General features: G+C 39.9%; 18 protein-coding genes and 1 tRNA gene. 10 read left to right on the forward strand and 9 right to left on the reverse strand.

Annotated features, from left to right (window positions below):
• The coding region (locus tag WIW52_RS01825; RefSeq protein ID WP_337708242.1) for a DUF929 domain-containing protein at positions 1-818 on the forward strand (818 nt) is incomplete at its 5' end.
• Positions 819-882: 64 nt separating this feature from the next.
• Here the strand turns inward: WIW52_RS01825 and WIW52_RS01830 are convergent.
• Positions 883-2,103, reverse strand: coding sequence for a hypothetical protein (locus WIW52_RS01830; RefSeq protein WP_337708245.1), 1,221 nt, complete (start codon positions 2,101-2,103; stop codon positions 883-885).
• A gap of 41 nt (positions 2,104-2,144) precedes the next feature.
• Entirely contained in the window at positions 2,145-2,705 is a 561-nt protein-coding gene (locus WIW52_RS01835; protein ID WP_337708247.1) for a DUF1404 domain-containing protein, read from the reverse strand.
• Positions 2,706-2,766: 61 nt separating this feature from the next.
• Here WIW52_RS01835 and WIW52_RS01840 point away from each other — a divergent pair, with 61 nt between their 5' ends.
• Positions 2,767-3,849, forward strand: coding sequence for a glucose 1-dehydrogenase (locus WIW52_RS01840; RefSeq protein ID WP_337708248.1), 1,083 nt, complete (start codon positions 2,767-2,769; stop codon positions 3,847-3,849).
• On the opposite strand, the gene WIW52_RS01845 is transcribed toward WIW52_RS01840, so the two are convergent.
• Positions 3,836-4,678, reverse strand: a complete 843-nt coding sequence (locus WIW52_RS01845) for a fumarylacetoacetate hydrolase family protein (protein WP_337708250.1) — start codon at positions 4,676-4,678, stop codon at positions 3,836-3,838. The genes WIW52_RS01840 and WIW52_RS01845 overlap by 14 nt on opposite strands.
• A gap of 32 nt (positions 4,679-4,710) precedes the next feature.
• Between WIW52_RS01845 and WIW52_RS01850 the strand changes: the two genes are divergently transcribed.
• Positions 4,711-5,823: an ABC transporter ATP-binding protein gene (locus WIW52_RS01850; protein ID WP_337708252.1), complete on the forward strand. Its 1,113-nt coding sequence runs from the start codon at positions 4,711-4,713 to the stop codon at positions 5,821-5,823.
• On the opposite strand, the gene WIW52_RS01855 is transcribed toward WIW52_RS01850, so the two are convergent.
• From WIW52_RS01855 to WIW52_RS01875, 5 genes are all read right to left on the reverse strand, one after another.
• Positions 5,762-6,379, reverse strand: coding sequence for a hypothetical protein (locus WIW52_RS01855; protein WP_337708254.1), 618 nt, complete (start codon positions 6,377-6,379; stop codon positions 5,762-5,764). The genes WIW52_RS01850 and WIW52_RS01855 overlap by 62 nt on opposite strands.
• Positions 6,380-6,399: 20 nt before the next feature.
• A tRNA-Gly gene (locus WIW52_RS01860) sits at positions 6,400-6,490 on the reverse strand.
• A gap of 137 nt (positions 6,491-6,627) precedes the next feature.
• Entirely contained in the window at positions 6,628-7,230 is a 603-nt protein-coding gene (locus WIW52_RS01865) for a sulfite oxidase-like oxidoreductase (RefSeq protein ID WP_337708255.1), read from the reverse strand.
• Positions 7,231-7,266: 36 nt separating this feature from the next.
• Entirely contained in the window at positions 7,267-8,976 is a 1,710-nt protein-coding gene (locus WIW52_RS01870; RefSeq protein ID WP_337708256.1) for a glycogen/starch synthase, read from the reverse strand.
• A complete protein-coding gene (locus WIW52_RS01875; RefSeq protein WP_337708258.1) occupies positions 8,973-10,304 on the reverse strand; it encodes a glycoside hydrolase family 57 protein in 1,332 nt (443 codons plus the stop codon). Before WIW52_RS01875 ends, WIW52_RS01870 begins: the two co-directional genes overlap by 4 nt.
• Before the next feature lie 40 nt (positions 10,305-10,344).
• Between WIW52_RS01875 and WIW52_RS01880 the strand changes: the two genes are divergently transcribed.
• From WIW52_RS01880 to WIW52_RS01905, 6 genes are all read left to right on the forward strand, one after another.
• Positions 10,345-11,601: an NDP-sugar synthase gene (locus WIW52_RS01880; RefSeq protein ID WP_337708259.1), complete on the forward strand. Its 1,257-nt coding sequence runs from the start codon at positions 10,345-10,347 to the stop codon at positions 11,599-11,601.
• Entirely contained in the window at positions 11,598-13,448 is a 1,851-nt protein-coding gene (locus tag WIW52_RS01885; RefSeq protein ID WP_337708262.1) for a glycoside hydrolase family 15 protein, read from the forward strand. The genes WIW52_RS01880 and WIW52_RS01885 overlap by 4 nt, the downstream gene beginning before the upstream one ends.
• Positions 13,449-13,459: 11 nt before the next feature.
• Entirely contained in the window at positions 13,460-15,286 is a 1,827-nt protein-coding gene (locus tag WIW52_RS01890) for an amylo-alpha-1,6-glucosidase (RefSeq protein ID WP_337708263.1), read from the forward strand.
• A 55-nt stretch (positions 15,287-15,341) separates the two neighbouring features.
• Entirely contained in the window at positions 15,342-16,163 is an 822-nt protein-coding gene (locus WIW52_RS01895; protein WP_337708265.1) for a CBS domain-containing protein, read from the forward strand.
• A 177-nt stretch (positions 16,164-16,340) separates the two neighbouring features.
• Positions 16,341-16,751 (forward strand): STK_08120 family protein, encoded by a 411-nt coding sequence (locus WIW52_RS01900; protein ID WP_337708267.1) that lies wholly within the window; start codon positions 16,341-16,343, stop codon positions 16,749-16,751.
• Between the two features lie 17 nt (positions 16,752-16,768).
• On the forward strand, positions 16,769-17,146 hold the full coding sequence (locus tag WIW52_RS01905) for a RidA family protein (RefSeq protein WP_337699193.1): 378 nt from the start codon (positions 16,769-16,771) through the stop codon (positions 17,144-17,146).
• On the opposite strand, the gene WIW52_RS01910 is transcribed toward WIW52_RS01905, so the two are convergent.
• Entirely contained in the window at positions 17,147-17,332 is a 186-nt protein-coding gene (locus WIW52_RS01910) for a hypothetical protein (protein ID WP_337699427.1), read from the reverse strand.
• Positions 17,333-17,471: 139 nt separating this feature from the next.
• Here WIW52_RS01910 and WIW52_RS01915 point away from each other — a divergent pair, with 139 nt between their 5' ends.
• Positions 17,472-18,371 (forward strand): IS5 family transposase, encoded by a 900-nt coding sequence (locus WIW52_RS01915; protein WP_337708269.1) that lies wholly within the window; start codon positions 17,472-17,474, stop codon positions 18,369-18,371.
• Positions 18,372-18,574: the final 203 nt, after the last annotated feature.

An 18,574-nucleotide genomic window follows, 5' to 3' on the forward strand; every position in this document is an offset into this window, starting at 1 on the left:
TAGCTTTTCTAATAATCTTACCTTCCATAAAGCCTCCTACAACCCAGGCAAGCGAATCATTTCCATTCCTACATTTTGTTAAGGTCTCAAATCAGGACTATGCGTCATCACCGAATATTGTCGATGTTTATTTAGTCTCTTGGGAGGGATGCCCTTACGGAGCTACCCAGTCATGGCCATTGTATCTAGCCTTAAGCCACTACGGTAAAATTAACGTTACCCCAATATGGTCTGATCCAGAACCATTGCCCTCACCTACTGGAGGTGTATCAACACCTATGCAAGTACCGGGCTTATTATTTCAGACTTTTATACCTAATGGAAGTGTACATTTTCATTTCTTCTACATGATAGGAAGGATGTTTACTAACAATGATAGTATTAGCCTGACAAACGGTACTATAGTCCCCTACTCTGGTGATTCCATAGTAACTTTAGAACAACAAGAACTCCAAAAGGATGTACCTAATTGGGTCTATAACTTGATAGCTAAATATGAGCTGAACACACCATTTGGGCAGTACCCTAATTTAGCTGATGCTGGAAATCCTCCCCATATAGCTACAGTAATATTAATAACGGGACCCAACGGTACTTGGATGATAATTGGATATGACCAAACGTTGAACTCGGTAGCTCCTTATTACTTCGCTACTTCGGGTTATACTCCACAAGAACTTTATGGAAATATTTCGAAAGGAGTAATACCTAAGGTTAACGTCACCTCTAACCCTTACGCATATGCTCAGTTAGAAACAACGTCTTACATACAAGAAGAAGCGCAACAAATATTGAACGTAATAAAAGAAGCTATGTAAGGTTGTGTTTTTTAAGACCCATTATTTTTGCAGTTTTAAAAACATCTGTAGTTGACTAAAAATTCTACAGCAGGAATTCCCTGAACCACCCTTTCGTTATTTTATTCCATAGTTCCACCTTATCCTTTAGCTCACATTCAGTGCATAATAATGGGTCTTGCCCTTTACTTTTGTAGTACCAGAAAGATATAGGGTCTACTATGTTTATTGATTCCTTGGTGACGTTCTTTACTAACTGGATGTCATATAATAAGTTCTCGAGTTCAAACACTTCCTTTACGTATTTTGCACCTATACCTTTGGATATCACACTGTTAACGAAGTTGCTCACCAGCTTGTCGAAGGCTGAGTATTCAATGCTAAAGTCCCTTTGGGCGGCTAAAAAAGACGAGAGTAGGTATGCGTTAATAGTAAACTTTCCTTGCTCATGGTAATCCAGTAAGTCGAAGCCTCCTAATCTTACGAATTGCTGGCCGTCGTGGACAAAGTAACCTACATACAGTCCATTCTTTTTATTCTTTGAGTAATCGAGAAATTCAAGGGGTATAGGTTTAAGCCCTCCCTTAGAATTGGAAGTGAAGAATTTACCGCTCCTTTTGGGGATTTTCTTACCCATGAACTCTCCCTCACCAATATCTCCTTGATCTACGAACACGGCTGTAAAGAATGTGAAATTGTCAAGCGACGACAATGGGTTCCCCTTTTGAAGGTCGAACTTAATCGTGCTTAAAACGTAATTTAACATTTGTAAGTCTGGATTAATAGGCGTTATAGCATCTCCTTTAACGTGTGATAACGACTTCACTATCTTATCCAGTGCTGTAAGGCTGAGGTTTTGCATAACCAGTGAGATCAGTTTCCCGTCACGGCTTAGTAACGGTAAGATATCGAATTCCTCAGGAAGTGTCCTCATCTGCTCTATTAGAAACTTAATGTCCTCCTTCTTGGGTTTGGGTTTCTCCCTCTTAACCTCCCTTTGTCTTGGCGTCCTCTTCTCTACACAACCTGGGTATGACGCCGAATTTGCGATATTTAACTCGTCTATTTGAGTTTGTAAGTAATCGGAGAGTTGACTTAACAAGCCTAAAACGGCTCGATGTATCGTGGACTTATCAAAAGTCTCTCTGAGTTTCTTCACGTCTTCATCCTTACAAACATAAGCTAATACAGAAAATTCATCTTCCTTATCTAACATTATGGGAATGTTATTTGGAGTTGTCACCACTACGATTGAACCTGGCTGTGTGTGCTCAAGTAGGTAAGCGAGTAGGTCATAGGCTTTCATTTTACCCTTCTATTCTATGGTGAAATAACAATTAATACGTTTTAGCCAAAGATATTGAGGTTTTGGAAACCCTTGAATATTATGTAACCTAGGACAAATGTCATGGCAATTACCATTACATAGCCCGTTACTGGTTCCTGAGATAAGGGATAAGGAGAAGGCGGAATAGTGTAGAAGGGGTAGGATATTACCAAGATAACGGCTAGAGTTGTATCCCCTAACATCCACAAGACCAACAAAAGTAGCTTTTCGATTAACCTCATATTCTTAACACCCATACCGAGTAGTACTCCTCCAAAAAACATCGATAATTCGTCAAGGGCTCTAAACGGAATTTCTGCACCTCCTAAAACAAAGAGTTGAGGAAAATGCCATAACACCACTAAGAGAGACCCGAGGTAGCCCAATAATGAAGTTCTAAACTTATTACCCCAGTAGTAATACCCGATAAGTGAACCTGCGAACACTAAGGCATAATGTGATGCCATAAATACAAATTCTTCATTAAACATCAAGTCTTCCACTGACGGGTTAATGAATGTCAAGGTTAACACAATAGAGGCTATTAAAGGTCTCTTATCGTTGATCTGTAATTTCTTCATAACTTTATTTTTTGAAACTGTAAATAAAAGGCTTTTTTACTCTGGTTAGAGTAGGATAAGTATGAAAGCTATAACGATAAAGCCTAATATTATAGGAGTAGAAGTGAGAGACGTCGTTGTAAAAGAGACTTTAGGTAGAGGTCAAGCGTTGATCAGAACAGTGATGACGGGGATATGCGGGACTGATAGGGGATTAGTAAGCGGAAAGATCTCATTTGCTTATCCACCTGAAGGTTTCTCGTTTTTAATCTTAGGGCATGAGGGGTTAGGTAGAGTTGAGGAGATAGGAGACGGTGTAACTACATTGAAAAAGGGGGACTATGTAGTACCGGTAGTTAGAAGAGGGTGTGGTCAATGCTTGAACTGTAAAATAGGAAGGCAGGATTTTTGCGAAACGGGAAAGTTTGTCGAGGCTGGAATAAGAGGAAAGCATGGCTTCATGAGGGAGTTGTTTGTAGACGACGAGAAGTATCTAGTCAAAGTTCCAGAAGAGGTCAAAGATGTAGCTGTCCTCACGGAGCCCTTGTCTAACGTGGTGAAAGCCACGGAAGAGCTTCTCTTTATCCAGAGAAGAATGATATGGACTTGCGAAGACTCCACTTTCGAGTGTAGAAACGCCTATATAGTAGGAACCGGTCCAATAGGGACGTTTTTCGCCATGACTTTGAGGACTCTAGGTTTTCAAGTCTATTTGCTTAACAAGAGGGAACCAAGCGAGACGGAAAGATACATCTCGGAGAAAATAGGGGCAGAGTTTTACGACACGAAATTAGGTATCGATAAATTACCCGATGCAGACCTCATAGTAGATACGAGCGGAGTTCCTGAAGCCTTCCTTCCGCTTATGAAAAAGATGAGACATAATTCAGCTCTAATCCTCTTCGGGACTATGGAAGGTGAAAAAGCGGAGATGATGTCAGACCTGGTGACCGAGATCGTGGAAAAGAACATACTGATAATTGGCAGTGTTAACGCCAGTAAAAAGGACTTTCAGGGTGCATTGAATTACCTTTCCATATGGAAGTACCGTTATGGAGATGTTCTGAACCGTATGATAACCAGTAAAGTTGAAGTGGAGGAAGCACCTGAAGTTTTATCTAAAAAAGTAAAGGGAGAAATAAAGGCTGTGATTAAATGGTCTTGACGTAGTTTCTTAGAACTCCTATTCCAGTGACCTCTACCTCTATGACGTCTCCTTCTTGTAGGTATTTTTTACCTGAGAACTCAGCTACTCCAGCAGGAGTACCTGTAGTTATTACATCTCCAGGCTCTAGAGTTATTCCCTTGCTCAAGTAGGCTATCATATCCTCTACACTGAAGATCATGTCCCTAGTAGTGCCATCCTGAACTATAGTTCCATTTAACCTCGTTATTATTCTGAGTGAGTAAAAGTCTTTTATTTCGTCCTTTGTAACTATCCATGGTCCTACCGGTAAACCTGTATCGAGGCTTTTTCCCATAACCCAGTTCAGCCCATAAGGGTGTACTTCGGGAAACTGGTAATCCCTAAAACTTACGTCATTAACAACCGTAAAACCGAAAACATAATCCATGGCATCTTCTTTTCTTACGTTCTTAGCCCTCTTTCCTATTACAATACCTATCTCACCTTCATAGTCAGTCCTCTTTAACTCCTTAGGGATCAAAATATGATCCTCAGGACCGATTATAGCATTTGAAAATTTTGTAAAGAAATAAGGAAAGGGTGGAGGGTTCATGAGAGTCTCTGAGGAATGAGACTTAAAATTTACAGCCGGTAGAAATACTTTCCTAGGGGATACGGGTGGTAAGAGTTTTTTAACCTCAGTCTCTTTCAGCGGTAATCTCTCGACTATGTCGAAGGCTTTGATAACGTTATTAATGTTATTGAATACACACTCCATCCCTTCTTTTTCGAATTCGAAGAATTTACCTCCTTTATTGACTACAACTACTTTTCTTCCGTCTTCCAATTGAGCGAAGCCTAATTTCATGTTTATTATAAAGTCGTGATCAAATTAAATTTGTGCTCATCATCAATGACGAGATAGAAGTAAACGAGGATGAGAGGGTAATCCTTTTAGGTAAGAATGGTAGTGGGAAGACAACGCTTATAAAAAGGGCTCTGTGTCTTGGAGAACCAATTAAAGTGACTATTGACGGAGAAGACTTCTGTAAAAAGAGAGATTACTCTTTGCTCTCTGCAGTCTTTCAGGAGCCCTCTACACAGATTCTCGGACTCACTTGTGAAGATGAGTTAAAACTTCAGTCCTTGTTTCATGATGTCGACTTTTCAATCCCGCAGAGGATCATGGGTGAGTATTTTAACGTTAACTTCTATAAGTTGTCGGACGGGTATAAGAAGAGGTTCGTCATCTCTACAGTTCTAGCTTCAAGACCTAAGCACATAATGTTAGACGAGCCCTTCGCCAACCTCGATAAGTACGCGATTCCCTTAGTTAAGGAAGCTATCCCGAAAGGGAGCTTGATCACGGAGCATAGAGTAAAAGAGGTAAGGGACTGGGGTGACAGATTTTATTTACTCACTGAGAAAGGGGTTAAAGAGATAGATAGGGACAAACTCTACGACGAGAGGTTTCTGAAGGAGAACGGGTTGAGAGGCTTTAGCTTACAGACGATCCAAACACCTTTAGGTAAAGTGATATTCGAACAAGATTGGATCAAGGTGAGAGAAGGTGAGGTATTCTGCATGGTAGGTAGAAACGGGATAGGTAAGACTACGATGTTGAAGAGTCTTGTTGGGAAAATCTACTTAGTTTTTCATAACCCCGACTTGCAGTTCTTTAACCCTACTGTGAGGGATGAAGTTAAAGACGAGAAAGTTCTGAAATTATTTAAATTAGACGAGATTGCGGATAAGAGCCCTTTCCCGTTGAGTTACGGTCAGAAAATGAGGGTCCTGATTGCTTCAGCTTTCGCTTCTCCCTATAAGGTGATCGGTCTTGATGAGCCCAGTGTAGGTATGGATGGCGATGCACTTATGAGTTTTTACGATATGATTAAGACGTTGAAGGAACAGGGAAGGGGTATAATAATAGCAACTCACGACGAAGATCTTATATCAATATGTGATACGGTGGTAGATTTAGAGGAAAGGCGACGCTTAAAACAAACGTGATAACCCCTAGTAAGATAAAGAGTAAATCTAAGGAAGTTGGTCTTAGGTTTAATCTCCCCCTATATTCTCCGTAGAGTTTTATAGTATAAGCTACGTACAAGTCTTCAGCTACCTTTACCATTTGGACGACTAAGGGCAGAAGGAGCTTAGAAGGTTTGAGACCTATCTTTCTTGCTTTTGCATTAAACACTATCTGAGATACGATCTCGTTAAAGAGAGGAAAATAAGCTAAACCTACTACTAACGGGACCCCTTTCTCTTCCAGTATATTGAGGACTGTGCGGTAGTCTACATACTCCGACATTAGGAAGTACAAGTTTAAGTAAGTAAGTGCCCTTACGGTGAATATGTATAAGTTGAGTTTATGAAATTCCGAGAGAAGGAGAAAGGATAGAAGAGAGATCAAGACCTCGATCAAGACTACATTTCTCTTTCTAAAGAGCAAAGCCAGAGTTACTAATACCGGTAAAATGGAATTGGATAGAGAAGAGGAAAGGGCTACGGTTACCAAGAAGGTGAGTGCGTAAAAGAACGACGCTTTTGTGATCTCTACCAAGTTAGGTTACTCTTAAGGAGTGCGGCCGCCGGGATTTGAACCCGGGACCTCCTGCGTCTCCTGCGAGCTCGTGGCAGGCAGGCGTCCTAATCCAGGCTAGACTACGGCCGCACTGTGAGTTATTACTTATACTATCACTTATTAAAAATTTTCTCGTTAGCAATTACATCTGAAGTATACCTCTGCAGAAAACGTATCGTATATCTATTATACGTACTTTTATACCACGAGCTAAGGTAAAAGTCTCGTTAGAGAATCGGTCTTCTTTTCATTCCGCTGTGGCTATGTCCTTCTCCCTTAAACCTCTCTTCTTCCCAGACGTTACCTCTTTCATGATATCCTCTTTCCTCCCAAAAGCCGTCGTGATATTCTGATGTAAAGTGAATAGCAGTTAACCATTTAGCACTTTTCCACGCGTATAGGTGGGGTATAAAGGGACGTGCAGGAAATCCTGACTTTTTATCTAAAGGTTTCCCGTTCATCTTCAACGCTATTATTGTGTCCTCTGACAAAGCGTCCTCAATTGGGACTACAGAAGTGTATCCATCTAATGAGTAGAACATTACCCATTTTGCAGTGTCCTTCACCTTAGCTAAGGATGCTATCGTTTTCATCTTTATCCCTTCCCATTTTATACCAGCTACACTCCATCCAGTAACACAGTGGAAGTCCCTTATGTATTCTGTATCTATCATCTTCAGCAGTTCCTCATAAGTGAACTCCAACTTATTTTCCACTTCTCCTAATATCTTTAGTCTGTAACTCTGTATATCAACTTCTGGAACTCCTAATGCGGCATAGTATATGAATTTTTTAACGTATCTCTGACCAGGTGGAATCTGTTCTTGCACTAGAAAAAGTAAAGCGAGTGACTTAATAAAGTGGTGTTAAAATGATGCTAATACTCTGTATTTAGCCATTGTCTGGGCTTTGGAATAACAATTAAGAAGTTGGTTCACCGAAGTAGACCACCTGAAGTTCTCCTCCACCCTTCTTATACTATTCTCTCTGACCTTATCCCAAAAGTCAACACTTTCTGGTTTGTATATTAAGTTAGGGTTGTTAAGTATACTCGTATCTTTCTTCTCGGTAGCTATTGATAGTAGGAGAGACGTAGTGAGGGCTCTACCTAGCTCCCATATGTTTTCTGGCTCTACTAAAAACCCGGTTCCGTTTTCGCTGTTCCCCCTTATGTCTACTACGGTCTCTCTCAGCCCTCCTACAGCATATGCTACGACCGGTACTCCTAAAGCCATGGCTTCCACGGAGACTAAACCGAATGGCTCCCATCTGGACGGTATCGCGAAGACAGATGCTGCATAGAAGAACAGTTTATAAATATCGTTGGGTAAGGACGTAGACACTATAATCCTAATATTTCCTCCCATTTCTGAAGCCTTATTGATTGTGTCTTGAAGTAACCCATAATCTCCTGAAGGCAGCCCCAATATGATAAGTTTAGCATTGGGAATTACATTAAGTGTCTCCCTGAATGCTCTTATCAATAAATCTACTCCCTTCTGGTAAACCATCCTTCCCGCAAAGAGCACTAAAGGTCCGTCATCTACTCTGGCATAAGTCCAGTCGTCTTTGATCCCTATCCTGAAGCGATTATTCCAAAGCATATTTCCCGTTACATAATCCTCTGGTATAATCCTCAATCTCTCCAGTTCCTCGTAAAGTTTCCTCCTTACGATACTCCTATCCGTGGTGTTGAACCTAGCTTTAGCGTATTCTATCGCCTCGTTTATGTTCCACTCAGTACCGTTGTATGTTACACAGCTCTTATTCTCTATCCAATTCCCTATGAAGTTATAAACGTCGTAAGTTAGGTAACTCTTACTTACGGTCGCTATCATATCCGCTTCATAGGCTCCAAACTTTTCTATGAAACCCGAGGACAGTTCGTCCCATACTTGTCTCGTAGTGTATAGCTCGTGTTTTATTACTTTCCATATGTAATGCGGGCAATTCATCAGACCTGCCCAGTCCTCCGATGCGTAATGCCAAGGAAATCCTACCTTGTTAATTAAATGAATTGTATACACTAAAGGTACTATAATTCTCCTTGTTTCAAATACTTGTTTTGCCCCTACTCCTGCTAAAACTGAGTGCCAATCATGGACGTGAATAATTGACGGGACGTTTGAGGGTATAGAGAACTCCGAATATTTCATTACACCTCTTGCTAATAGAGCAGCCTTCTCGGTGATGTATGCGTAAATGTTCCAATTGTCCATTAAGACCCCAGTATTATAGTCTAGCCCCTTTACTAGGATCACGTTAAACCCGTCCAGTTTTCCTCCTTCAAATCCCAACTTATAGTGATATCTGTTTCCGTCAAGTCCAACTCTGTCTCCTTCTGCGACCAAAGGTAACTCCCTGAGAGAAAGAAACTCCCTTAATTTAGGGTCTAAATGCCTCCCGTGACTGGGCATAATCACCGTTACTCTGTAACCCTTCTCTGCCAAGTTCTTGCTTAGATTATAAACTACTGGACCAAGACCTCCTAAACTAGCCACCTTTGTGAGTTCGGTAGAAATCATCCAAATGCTCTTGATTTCGTCGGGCATCCAAAGTGATTCATATCTTCTCATTTAGACCACTCCTTAACATACTTCTCAAATTCCTTGTATTCTGGGTGATTTTTTAATACCTCGTAAAATTGCTTCAAAGTCCACACTTCTTTTCCCCTTTGCCCATTTACGTTAAATATGAAAGGCTCATTATTTATTCCTAGTTTATTCCTCATTTCTTCTTGGAATAGTGTTATAGCGTAAAACTCGTTAATGAATGCATCAATAGGTGAATTGAAAGAATTAAAATAGGAGTGAACCTCAGCGGGCCCACCACTGCCTAAGAACATATAGTAATAATGATCACTAGTAGTGAAGTACCTCCATGCCTTGATATAATCACCGCCTAACTCTTTAGCTAACATTTCCGTCCTCCTCACCATCTCGTCAAATGCCCATTGCATAATATTTCCTAACCAACTAGACTCGTCTTTGTTTACGTCTGCCCAAGAGACAGTTTGGTCTAAGGGAATTTCGTCGTACACGTTTTGATAGACTTCCCGCGGTAAAACCATCTTAACGCCGGTTCTCTTCAGTTCTCTGGGTAACCAGCGTAGGAAGTCTAGGATCCCGCTTTCTGTCCAGTGATGCTCACCGAACGTCTCATAGTCTACAAAGATCATCCCCGTATCTCCCTCAGACCAGCTTACCCAGTCTGCAAATTTCTTAGCTGTTAAGGGATATTGATCCCAGTTTCTGTTTGAAAATCTAAAGGCAATGTCATCACTTAGTCTGTAGTTCCTCAGAAATAGGGATAGGTTCGTTCCCTTAACCCTATAAACGTGGTTCGGACTTCTCCCTTTCAATAAACTTTCCTTTCCTTCTGTGACTATTGCCTTGAAACCCATCTTCTCCACTTCTTTCGCTATCCTGAAGTTAGTGATCAACTCCGTATTCTCGAAAGTCACCGGGTTTTGGTCAAAGAGTTCTTTTATTAACTCTATGTGCTTTTTCACTTGTTCTCTCCATTCGTCCAAATCTGCCCACAATGACGTGACCGAGTGGTAATAAGTTTGTGAAAGGAACTCGACTTTTCTGGTATAAGAGAGTTGTTGTAGGAGTTCTATTACTTCTCTCCCCCACTTTTCCGCCTGCTCCACGAAAGTGCCGGAGATAGAGTAAAAGAACTTCACGTCGTATCCTTCATTTTCGCCTCTTTCGACTTCCTCAAGGATTATCTTGGTTGCTGGTACGTAACATTTCCTCTTTACCCTCTCAAAGACCTCCTTATTAAGGGAGTCATCAAAGTACTTCGATAACACTTCACCTCTGTACATTGGATTCCAAAGAAAGTCCTTTTTTATCCTGAAAGGTTGGTGTACTTCAAAGCCTATACTGACGTGCCTCATATATATGTTTTATAAATCATTGTATAAAAATTATTAAGTGATGACAATCAGCATAGAAGATGTAAAGGTAATAATCCCGATAGGAGGAGAAGCGACCAGACTCAGACCTTTGACAGTAGAGACATCAAAAGCCGCCGTTAGGCTTCTGAACAGACCTTTAATTGAGTACACTTTACTGGAACTAGCTCGACAAGGGATAAAGGAGATAATTTTCGGTGTTAGGGGATATGTAAACTATCGTTCCTTGTTCGACTTATATAAGGAAGGAATTGGTTTTTCAGCTAGGTATCACATCAAACCTAGAGTCCACTTCAAGTACCAGCCAAGGGTTGATAGCATAGGAAATGCTGATGCCGTGAGGATAAACCTCGAATACTATGATATTCAAGAGCACTTTTTAGTGGTTCAAGGGGATAACTTATTCAAACTTGACATTAAAAAGGTTCTCGAGTTCCATGAGAACAAAAACGCGTTCATGACCATTGTGTTAAAGCCTGTTGAAAACGTGGAGGAGTTCGGAGTTGCCGAACTTGAAAGGGACAATAGAATTAAGAAGTTCGTTGAGAAACCTAAAAAAGAAGAAGCACCAAGCAATTTGGCGAATACTGGCTTATACGTCATTAGTCCTGAAATAAGGAAGGTCTTCAAGAGCGAGGAAGTTCAGGAAATGTATAAGATGGGAAAAATGGACTTTGGTAAGGACATAATACCGTACTTGATAAAGAAGGGATATCCCATTTATGGGTATATCATTAATGACTTATGGTTCGATGTAGGTACTCCCGGAAGGTATTTGGATGCGATGCTGACCTTACTGAAGACACTCGATGCTAAAGACATGCACGGGATTAGAATTGATCCCGATAGAAGGATCTTTGTTCAAGGTACGAGTCCAGACTCGAGGAAGAGAAGACTGGCTATTAAGAGGATGTATAAGAAGGGAGAGCTGAAGCTAGAAGGTAACATACTTATAGGGAGACATTGTCAGATAGGTAAGCACACATATATAGAGGAGTCAGGCATTGATAACTTTACAATCATAGGAGAAGGAGTGAAAATAGTAAAGAGCTCACTGATGGACAGATGCTATATCGGAGATTATGCTATAATTGAGAACTCAATTATAGCAAGACATGTAGAGATAAGGTCGTCAAAATCGAGACCTACAAGAATTATAAACAGCGTAATTGCAGAAGACGTAGTAATAGGAGAGGGAAGTGAAATTGTGAATTCCAAGATTTATCCTCATAAGCTTATTAACGCCGAAAGTAAGTTATACGATACAGTGCTCACATGAGGTCTCTTAGCATAGGCAACGGCAAGATACTAGTGAACTTAGATGAGTTCGGTAGGATCATCGACCTTTACTACCCTTATATAGGGATGGAAAATCACACTAACGGTAAACCCGTAAGGCAATATATATTTACAGATAGACTATACCAAGATGTTGAATGGAAGACGAGCCTTTCTTATCTTGACAACACGAATATAGGTGAGGTTAAAGCCGATATAGACAACAAGTTATCTCTCATCGCCTACGATTTCGCTGACCTATACGAGCCTTTATTTTACCGGATTATTAAAGTATACAATAAGTCAGCTGAACCGGTGAAGGCAAAACTACTTTTTCTCTTTGATCTAGACCTTTACTCAAACCCTTACGGAGACACAGCATTCTATGATCCTGAGACGAATGCAATCATCCATTACAAGTCTAAGAGGTATATAGGAATAAAACTTCTGGGAATCATGAAAGACTTCAACGAGTTCACTGTAGGAAAAAATGACATTTTTGAAGATGTAAATGACGGCAACCTGAAAGGAAAGACTATAGAAAACGGAAACGTTCAGTCAGCATTAGCCTTTTCCTTGTCGCTAAATTCTTTAGGTAGCGAAAAAGTTTACTTAACAATAGCTTTCGATAGGACATTACAAGGTTTAAGAAAACTTCTTAAGAGGGTTACATCGACGGAAATTGAGTCCTCGTTCACAAACTCGTATATGTTCTGGAAAAACTGGTTCAACAAGTTTAAGACAAAAGAGATAGATGAAAAGCTTCGAGATTTATTCCAGATAAGTCTATTGGTAATAAAAAATCACATGGATCAGAACGGCTCAATCATAGCCTCTTCAGATTACAGCTTCGTAGGAGTCTATGGTGATTCCTACACATACTGCTGGCCTAGAGATAGTGCAATAACTGCTCATGCACTGGACTTAGCTGGTTATGGGGATCTTGCTGTTAAACACTATGCGTTTATTTCAAAACTCATAAGTGAGGATGGATTCTTATTTCATAAATATAATCCAGACAGTACGCTGGCAAGTTCATGGCATCCTTGGTTGATGAATGGTAAGAGGATTTACCCAATTCAAGAAGATGAAACGGCTTTACAAGTTTGGGCTATCGCTAAGCACTACGAATATTATAAGGATATAGACGTGCTAGTCTCGATTTACAAGGATTTTGTTAAACCCGCTGTAAGGTTCATGATGAGATATATTGAAGACGGTTTACCGAAGCCCAGTTTCGATTTATGGGAAGAGAGGTATGGAATTCACATCTACACAGTATCAACTGTATTCGGAGCGCTTAAGTCGGCATCAAAGCTAGTAGCAGACATGGGAGATGAGGTGCTCTCAGGAGATATGATAACTATTGCGAGGTATATGAAGGAAGAGGCTCTAAAAAGGATGGTTCATAACGACAGGTTTGTAAGGCGTTTGGACGAATATGGGAACAAGGATCTCACAGTAGATGCAAGCATGTATTCTCCCTTCTTCTTCGAAATGGTAGAGCCAGAACATGTAGTTATGAAAAACACAATAAAGATTATTGAAGACTTACTAACGGTTAACGGTGGGATCATAAGGTATGAGAACGACTACTACAGAAGGGAGAAATCTCAGCCTAATCCGTGGGTAATAACTACCTTATGGGTGGCAGAGTATTACGTTGAAATAGGGGATATCCAGAGGGCTATGAAGTACGTAAAATGGGTAATGGATAGAGCTTTACCAACCGGTTTGCTTCCAGAGCAAGTTTATCCGGACTCTTTGCAGAGTTCGTCTGTAATGCCTCTAGTGTGGTCTCACTCTGAGTTTATAATTACCTTAGATAAACTAATAACTAATAAATAGTAAATTAAAGTGTGTTACCGCCGGAGGAATGCGAAAGGCGAGAATGGCTCTTATCTCTTAGAACTGGAGGATATTCCTCTTCAAGCATTTGCGGTATAAACTCAAGGACTTACCACGGGTATCTAGTAGTACCTTTGAACCAACCCCACAAAAGATATGTGATGTTGTCTAAATTCGAGGATTTTTTGATAACCGATGAGGGCGAATTTCCAATAAGTACCAACCATTACGAAGGAACATATTATCCAGACGGATATAGGTACTTAAAGGAGTTCAAGTGGAGCAGGAATTACGTAAGATGGGTTTACGAAGTGAACAACGTTAGGTTAGAAAAGACTTTAATAGCTCATGGATTTGAAAATGCTATAACTATAGAATACAAGGCGACTGATGGGCGAATTAAAATTTGTCCTCTAATTACCTATCGCAGCCACCATCTTGTAACTCCTAAATCTACATTCTTTGATGTTCACTTTCAAGGACAAAAGGCTAGGGTAGTAAAAGATGGCATTCCCTTCCTGAACTTCCTATTTGAAAGCGGTATCAACGCAGAGATGACCGGATACTGGTACTATAACTTCTTTTACGTCTTAGACTATGAGAGAGGTTCAAACCACAAGGAAGATCTCTTCAACCCATTCTGCGTAACAAGTAAGGATAACACCTTAATAGTTCACGTATACTATGACAAATATGGTTACGAAAAACTAAAGGAAAATCCCTATGACGTTCTAAAGCTCTTAGCAAGTGCCTCAACTGACTTTCTGGTCAAGGGGAAAGAAGGTTGGGCTATTATTGCAGGTTATCACTGGTTTGACGAGTGGGGTAGGGATACATTCATATCCATGGAGGGGATTTTGCTCTTAAACGGATTGTATAAACTTGCTGAGGATATAACTACACGGTATCTGAGCCACTCCGAGAGGGGGATGTTACCAAACCACATAACACCCGAAGGTGAACCCATTTACGTCGGTGTTGATATCAGCTTATGGGCGATAAATACAGTTTACAAAATTTACACCTACAGTGGCGATAAGGAATTTATCAGGAGAATTTATCCTAAATTTCAGGAAATAGTCGAATGGTATTCTAAGGGAAACGGGATAGTTTACGTTAAAGATAACTTATTATTTCACAAAGGAGCGCCGAGAACGTGGATGGACGCAAGTTATAACGGTAGGATAGTTACACCGAGAGAAGGTGCTGCAGTGGAAATAAACGCATTATGGTATAACGCGTTAATGGTTATGAACTTTTTTTCTAAACTTCTAGGAGATAAACAAGATTATTATGTAGAAATGGCCGAAAAAGTTAGAAACGCCTTCAACGAGAAGTTTGTAGCAAGTTGGGGTCTTTACGACTATATTGACCAGTATATGATACCGGATAAGTCCATAAGACCTAACCAACTTTTCGCATTATCATTACCCTTCAACGTTTTACCCCCAGAAATGGGCAAGGTAATGCTTGCTACGATTGAGAATGAACTTCTGAGACCCTACGGGCTCAGCACACTTTCCATGAGAGATCCCAGATACAAGCCCATCTATAGAGGAGATAGGGCTAGTAGGGATGAAGCTTATCATAACGGTCCTATATGGCCTTGGTTGATAGGAGCTTATATAGACGCTAAATTAAAAGTCGAGAGTGATCTGATAAAGGCAAAAATGCTCATCGATATCTTTAGACCCCTACTGGATGTGATTAAGGAGAATAACGGATATATTCCTGAGCTATTCGAGGATATACCTCCGTATCTAGCTGGTGGTTGTATAGCCCAAGCGTGGAGTGTAGCTGAAGTTTACAGAGGGTTTAACAAAGTGATTGGCATTTAGGGTACCTTGCTGACTGAAGGTAAGAATTATAAACGGCAAGTTGGAATAGAAAACCATGATAATAAAAACACTCATGCTTCCAGACCCTCCAATAGTTTCCGTAAGGGATAAACTAGTCGAAGCGTTTAAGAAAGTTAACACAAGAGGTATAGGAAGAGTTATAGTAACTAATGAATCAATTGAAGGGATTATATCCACTCGTGATTTACTTACTTTCGTTACGGAAAGGTGTGAAGAAGGTTGTGATAGGGGAGATATATTCGCACTTATTGAAAAACAAGTCGCACAAGTTATGACGCCTAGACCCGTTTACGCTTATGAAGATGATGATGTGATAGATGCATTAACATTAATGGTAGCTAGAAACTTCGGAGCCCTCCCAGTTTTAAATCGAGAGAAAAAAGTATCGGGCATTGTAACAGAAAGGGAACTACTCCTAATTTTTCAAGATCTAGACGAGTTATTTCCAGTGAAAAAGTTCATGACCAAAAAAGTGAGTACTGTCTATGAAGACGTCCCGGTGTTTGAAGCTGTAAAATTAATGATCAGGAGAGGGTTCAGGAGGTTACCTATAGTTGATGACCAAAATAAAGTTAAGGGTATAATAACCGCGGCAGATGCACTAAAACTCTTTACTAAAGCTGTGGTTAAGAGTGATCCAGACATGTTCTTCTCAAAGAAAGTCTCACAGGTAGCTACTAAAGATGTTCTAACTATAGACCCAGAGAAATCTATAAATGAAGCCGCAAGTACTATGATCATGAAGAAAGTAGGTTCGCTTCTGGTACTGAAGGAAGATGGCACAGTAGGTGGTATAATTACGGAAAGGGACTTGATAATAGCTTTACATTATCAACTACATATAAGAGGAGAATGATATCTCTTCTGTAACTGATAAACATGGATAAAAAATTACTATGTTATTTCGTAAAATAGTACAATAAAAGTATTGTGAACCAACTTATGCGACCTATGTATAGACAAGTTATTACAATTTAAAATGTTAAACTTACAATGAATGGAATTAAAAATTAATTCTTTGTAACCAATATTTATGATGATGAAGCTGGAAAGAGAAATTAAAATATCGCATCCAGTCGATGTCGTGTTGCAGATATTTGCTGACCCAAGCTTCACAATCCCTAGGATATTTCCTAACGTTAATAGAATTAAAGTAGATGGTGAAAAGTTTGAAGCTGAGGGAAAAGTTGCATTATCCTCTTATCATTCAACTGGGAGAGTGTTCCTTGGTTACAATGAAGTGAAGTATGTGTATGATTCTGATAAAGGAGGAGGTGTACTTAAAATAAGTAAAGTTGATGAAAACGTGATTAGGATCACGTTAGAGCATGACGGCTCGCTTTTAGCTAGAATAGGATCAATTATAGTTAATTCTAACCTTAACAAGCTGGAAAAGAATATAAACGAGGAGATTAGATTAGAGAGGATAAAACGTAAAATCTAGTTCCCCTTTCTTATGATATGGAAATAGTTTTCTCTCCGGACGCACCTAAACCGATAGGTCCTTACTCTCAAGCAGTAAAAGTAGGAAATACAGTATATGTCTCTGGACAAATTCCAGTAGATCCTAAGTCTGGAGAAGTTGTTAAAGGAGGGATTAAGGAACAAACAAGAGTTGTACTCGAAAACCTGAAGGCTGTCCTAAAGGCTGCAGGATTTGAGTTAAGCGATGTTGTAATGAGTTTCGTGTACCTAAAAGACATGAACATGTTCTCAGACTTCAATTCCGTCTATGCGGAATACTTTAAGGAAAAACCACCCGCTAGAATTACAGTAGAAGTATCAAGGTTACCAAAAGATGTTTTAATAGAAATAGCTGTTATAGGCTCGAAAGGTTAGTTAAGAAAAAATCTTTTTCATTAGTCTTTCTACGTGGGGGCACCCGTATGGGCTTCCGTGCGTACCGTGCTCAACGCATGTCGCTGATATAGGTTTACCTTCGAATAATAATAGAGATGCTTCATCGTCCTCTATTATCTTATAGAATGCCCCCTCAAAGACTACTCTATATGCAACTTCTGCCATGTTTATACTCACCTTTGTTGTCTTCTTTTTAATCTCTATTACTATCAAAAGTCAAATATAAGCTTTTCTATGCATACTGCTTTGTGGACTACTTCAGAATTATACAAAAATTTATAAAAAATAATTACGAGTATTACCCATGGGAAAGAGTAAGTACAAGAGGGATTGGCACAAGTACGACGAGAACGTTATAATGAGATATACCCTAATGTTCCCCTTCTACGTCTTCGAACACTGGTGGGATTTACTAGCAGAGGAGAATAGATATGCAAAGAAAACCTACAAGGCACCAAAGGAGTTCAACGAATTCCTAGCATTCCTCCACTTGTTCTTACCTTATAGGGCTATTGAAGGAGTATTGAGAGCACTAGAGAGACTGAAAATCATCCCAACAAGCCTGGACTACTCAACAATATGGGAAAGAGTAAGAAACATGAACATAAAATTCCCAGAAGCAAACGACGAGCTGGAAGTAATAGCAGACGCAACGGGAATAAGCACAAACAAGGGAGGACAATACATCATCGCCAAGTGGGGTAAAACTAGGGACTCAAAATTCCTCAAGATCGAAATAGTAATGGATAAAGACCAATTCAACATAATAAACGCCGAAGTAACCAGCAACGAGGTTGAGACAGCAGTAAAGACAGTTAAGGATTTACAAGACAAGGGAAAGAAGGTCAAGAAGTTTTATGGAGATAAAGCTTATGATGCCAATGAGGTTTACAATACTGGGGTTGAGGTTGTTGTCCCACCTAGGAAGAACGCTTCTACTAGACGTGGCCATCCAGCTAGGAGAAAGACCGTAAGGGAGTTCAAGAGGTTGGGCTATAATCGTTGGAGGGAGAAGAAGGGTTACGGTGTTAGGTGGAGGATTGAGTCCTTATTCTCTGCTGTGAAGCGCACTTTTGGGGAATCCGTCAGGGCTACAAGCTTTTTGGGACAAGTGGTTGAGGCTAAGCTCAAGTTCTGGGCTTATGCGTGGATGGTCCACTTGGCTAATTCTTTAATTGGTAGAGCTCCGGGTATTAGGGTGTGAGCTTGCAAATAACGTTGAAATAAATATTAATTTAAAAAATTCTCAATGTATCATATCATGCTTATGAAATAAATTGAAGAGATCAACAAAGCATATGCATACGCTTTAGGATTTTTTATTTAAGATTTTTACTGTATAAAGACAGTGTGGACAACAATTTCATTCATTTGAAATATTTACATTTATTATCACCCCCTTATCTA

Source organism: Stygiolobus sp. RP850M (assembly GCF_037389295.1).
GTDB lineage: Archaea > Thermoproteota > Thermoprotei_A > Sulfolobales > Sulfolobaceae > Stygiolobus.

Coding starts and splice junctions, on each gene's coding strand:
- WIW52_RS01830 (WP_337708245.1), bottom strand. CDS start 2,103: ATGAAAGCCTATGACCTACTCGCTTACCTACTTGAGCACACACAGCCA.
- WIW52_RS01835 (WP_337708247.1), bottom strand. CDS start 2,705: ATGAAGAAATTACAGATCAACGATAAGAGACCTTTAATAGCCTCTATT.
- WIW52_RS01840 (WP_337708248.1), top strand. CDS start 2,767: ATGAAAGCTATAACGATAAAGCCTAATATTATAGGAGTAGAAGTGAGA.
- WIW52_RS01845 (WP_337708250.1), bottom strand. CDS start 4,678: ATGAAATTAGGCTTCGCTCAATTGGAAGACGGAAGAAAAGTAGTTGTA.
- WIW52_RS01870 (WP_337708256.1), bottom strand. CDS start 8,976: ATGAGAAGATATGAATCACTTTGGATGCCCGACGAAATCAAGAGCATT.
- WIW52_RS01875 (WP_337708258.1), bottom strand. CDS start 10,304: ATGAGGCACGTCAGTATAGGCTTTGAAGTACACCAACCTTTCAGGATA.
- WIW52_RS01880 (WP_337708259.1), top strand. CDS start 10,345: ATGACAATCAGCATAGAAGATGTAAAGGTAATAATCCCGATAGGAGGA.
- WIW52_RS01885 (WP_337708262.1), top strand. CDS start 11,598: ATGAGGTCTCTTAGCATAGGCAACGGCAAGATACTAGTGAACTTAGAT.
- WIW52_RS01895 (WP_337708265.1), top strand. CDS start 15,342: ATGATAATAAAAACACTCATGCTTCCAGACCCTCCAATAGTTTCCGTA.
- WIW52_RS01900 (WP_337708267.1), top strand. CDS start 16,341: ATGATGATGAAGCTGGAAAGAGAAATTAAAATATCGCATCCAGTCGAT.
- WIW52_RS01905 (WP_337699193.1), top strand. CDS start 16,769: ATGGAAATAGTTTTCTCTCCGGACGCACCTAAACCGATAGGTCCTTAC.
- WIW52_RS01910 (WP_337699427.1), bottom strand. CDS start 17,332: ATGGCAGAAGTTGCATATAGAGTAGTCTTTGAGGGGGCATTCTATAAG.
- WIW52_RS01915 (WP_337708269.1), top strand. CDS start 17,472: ATGGGAAAGAGTAAGTACAAGAGGGATTGGCACAAGTACGACGAGAAC.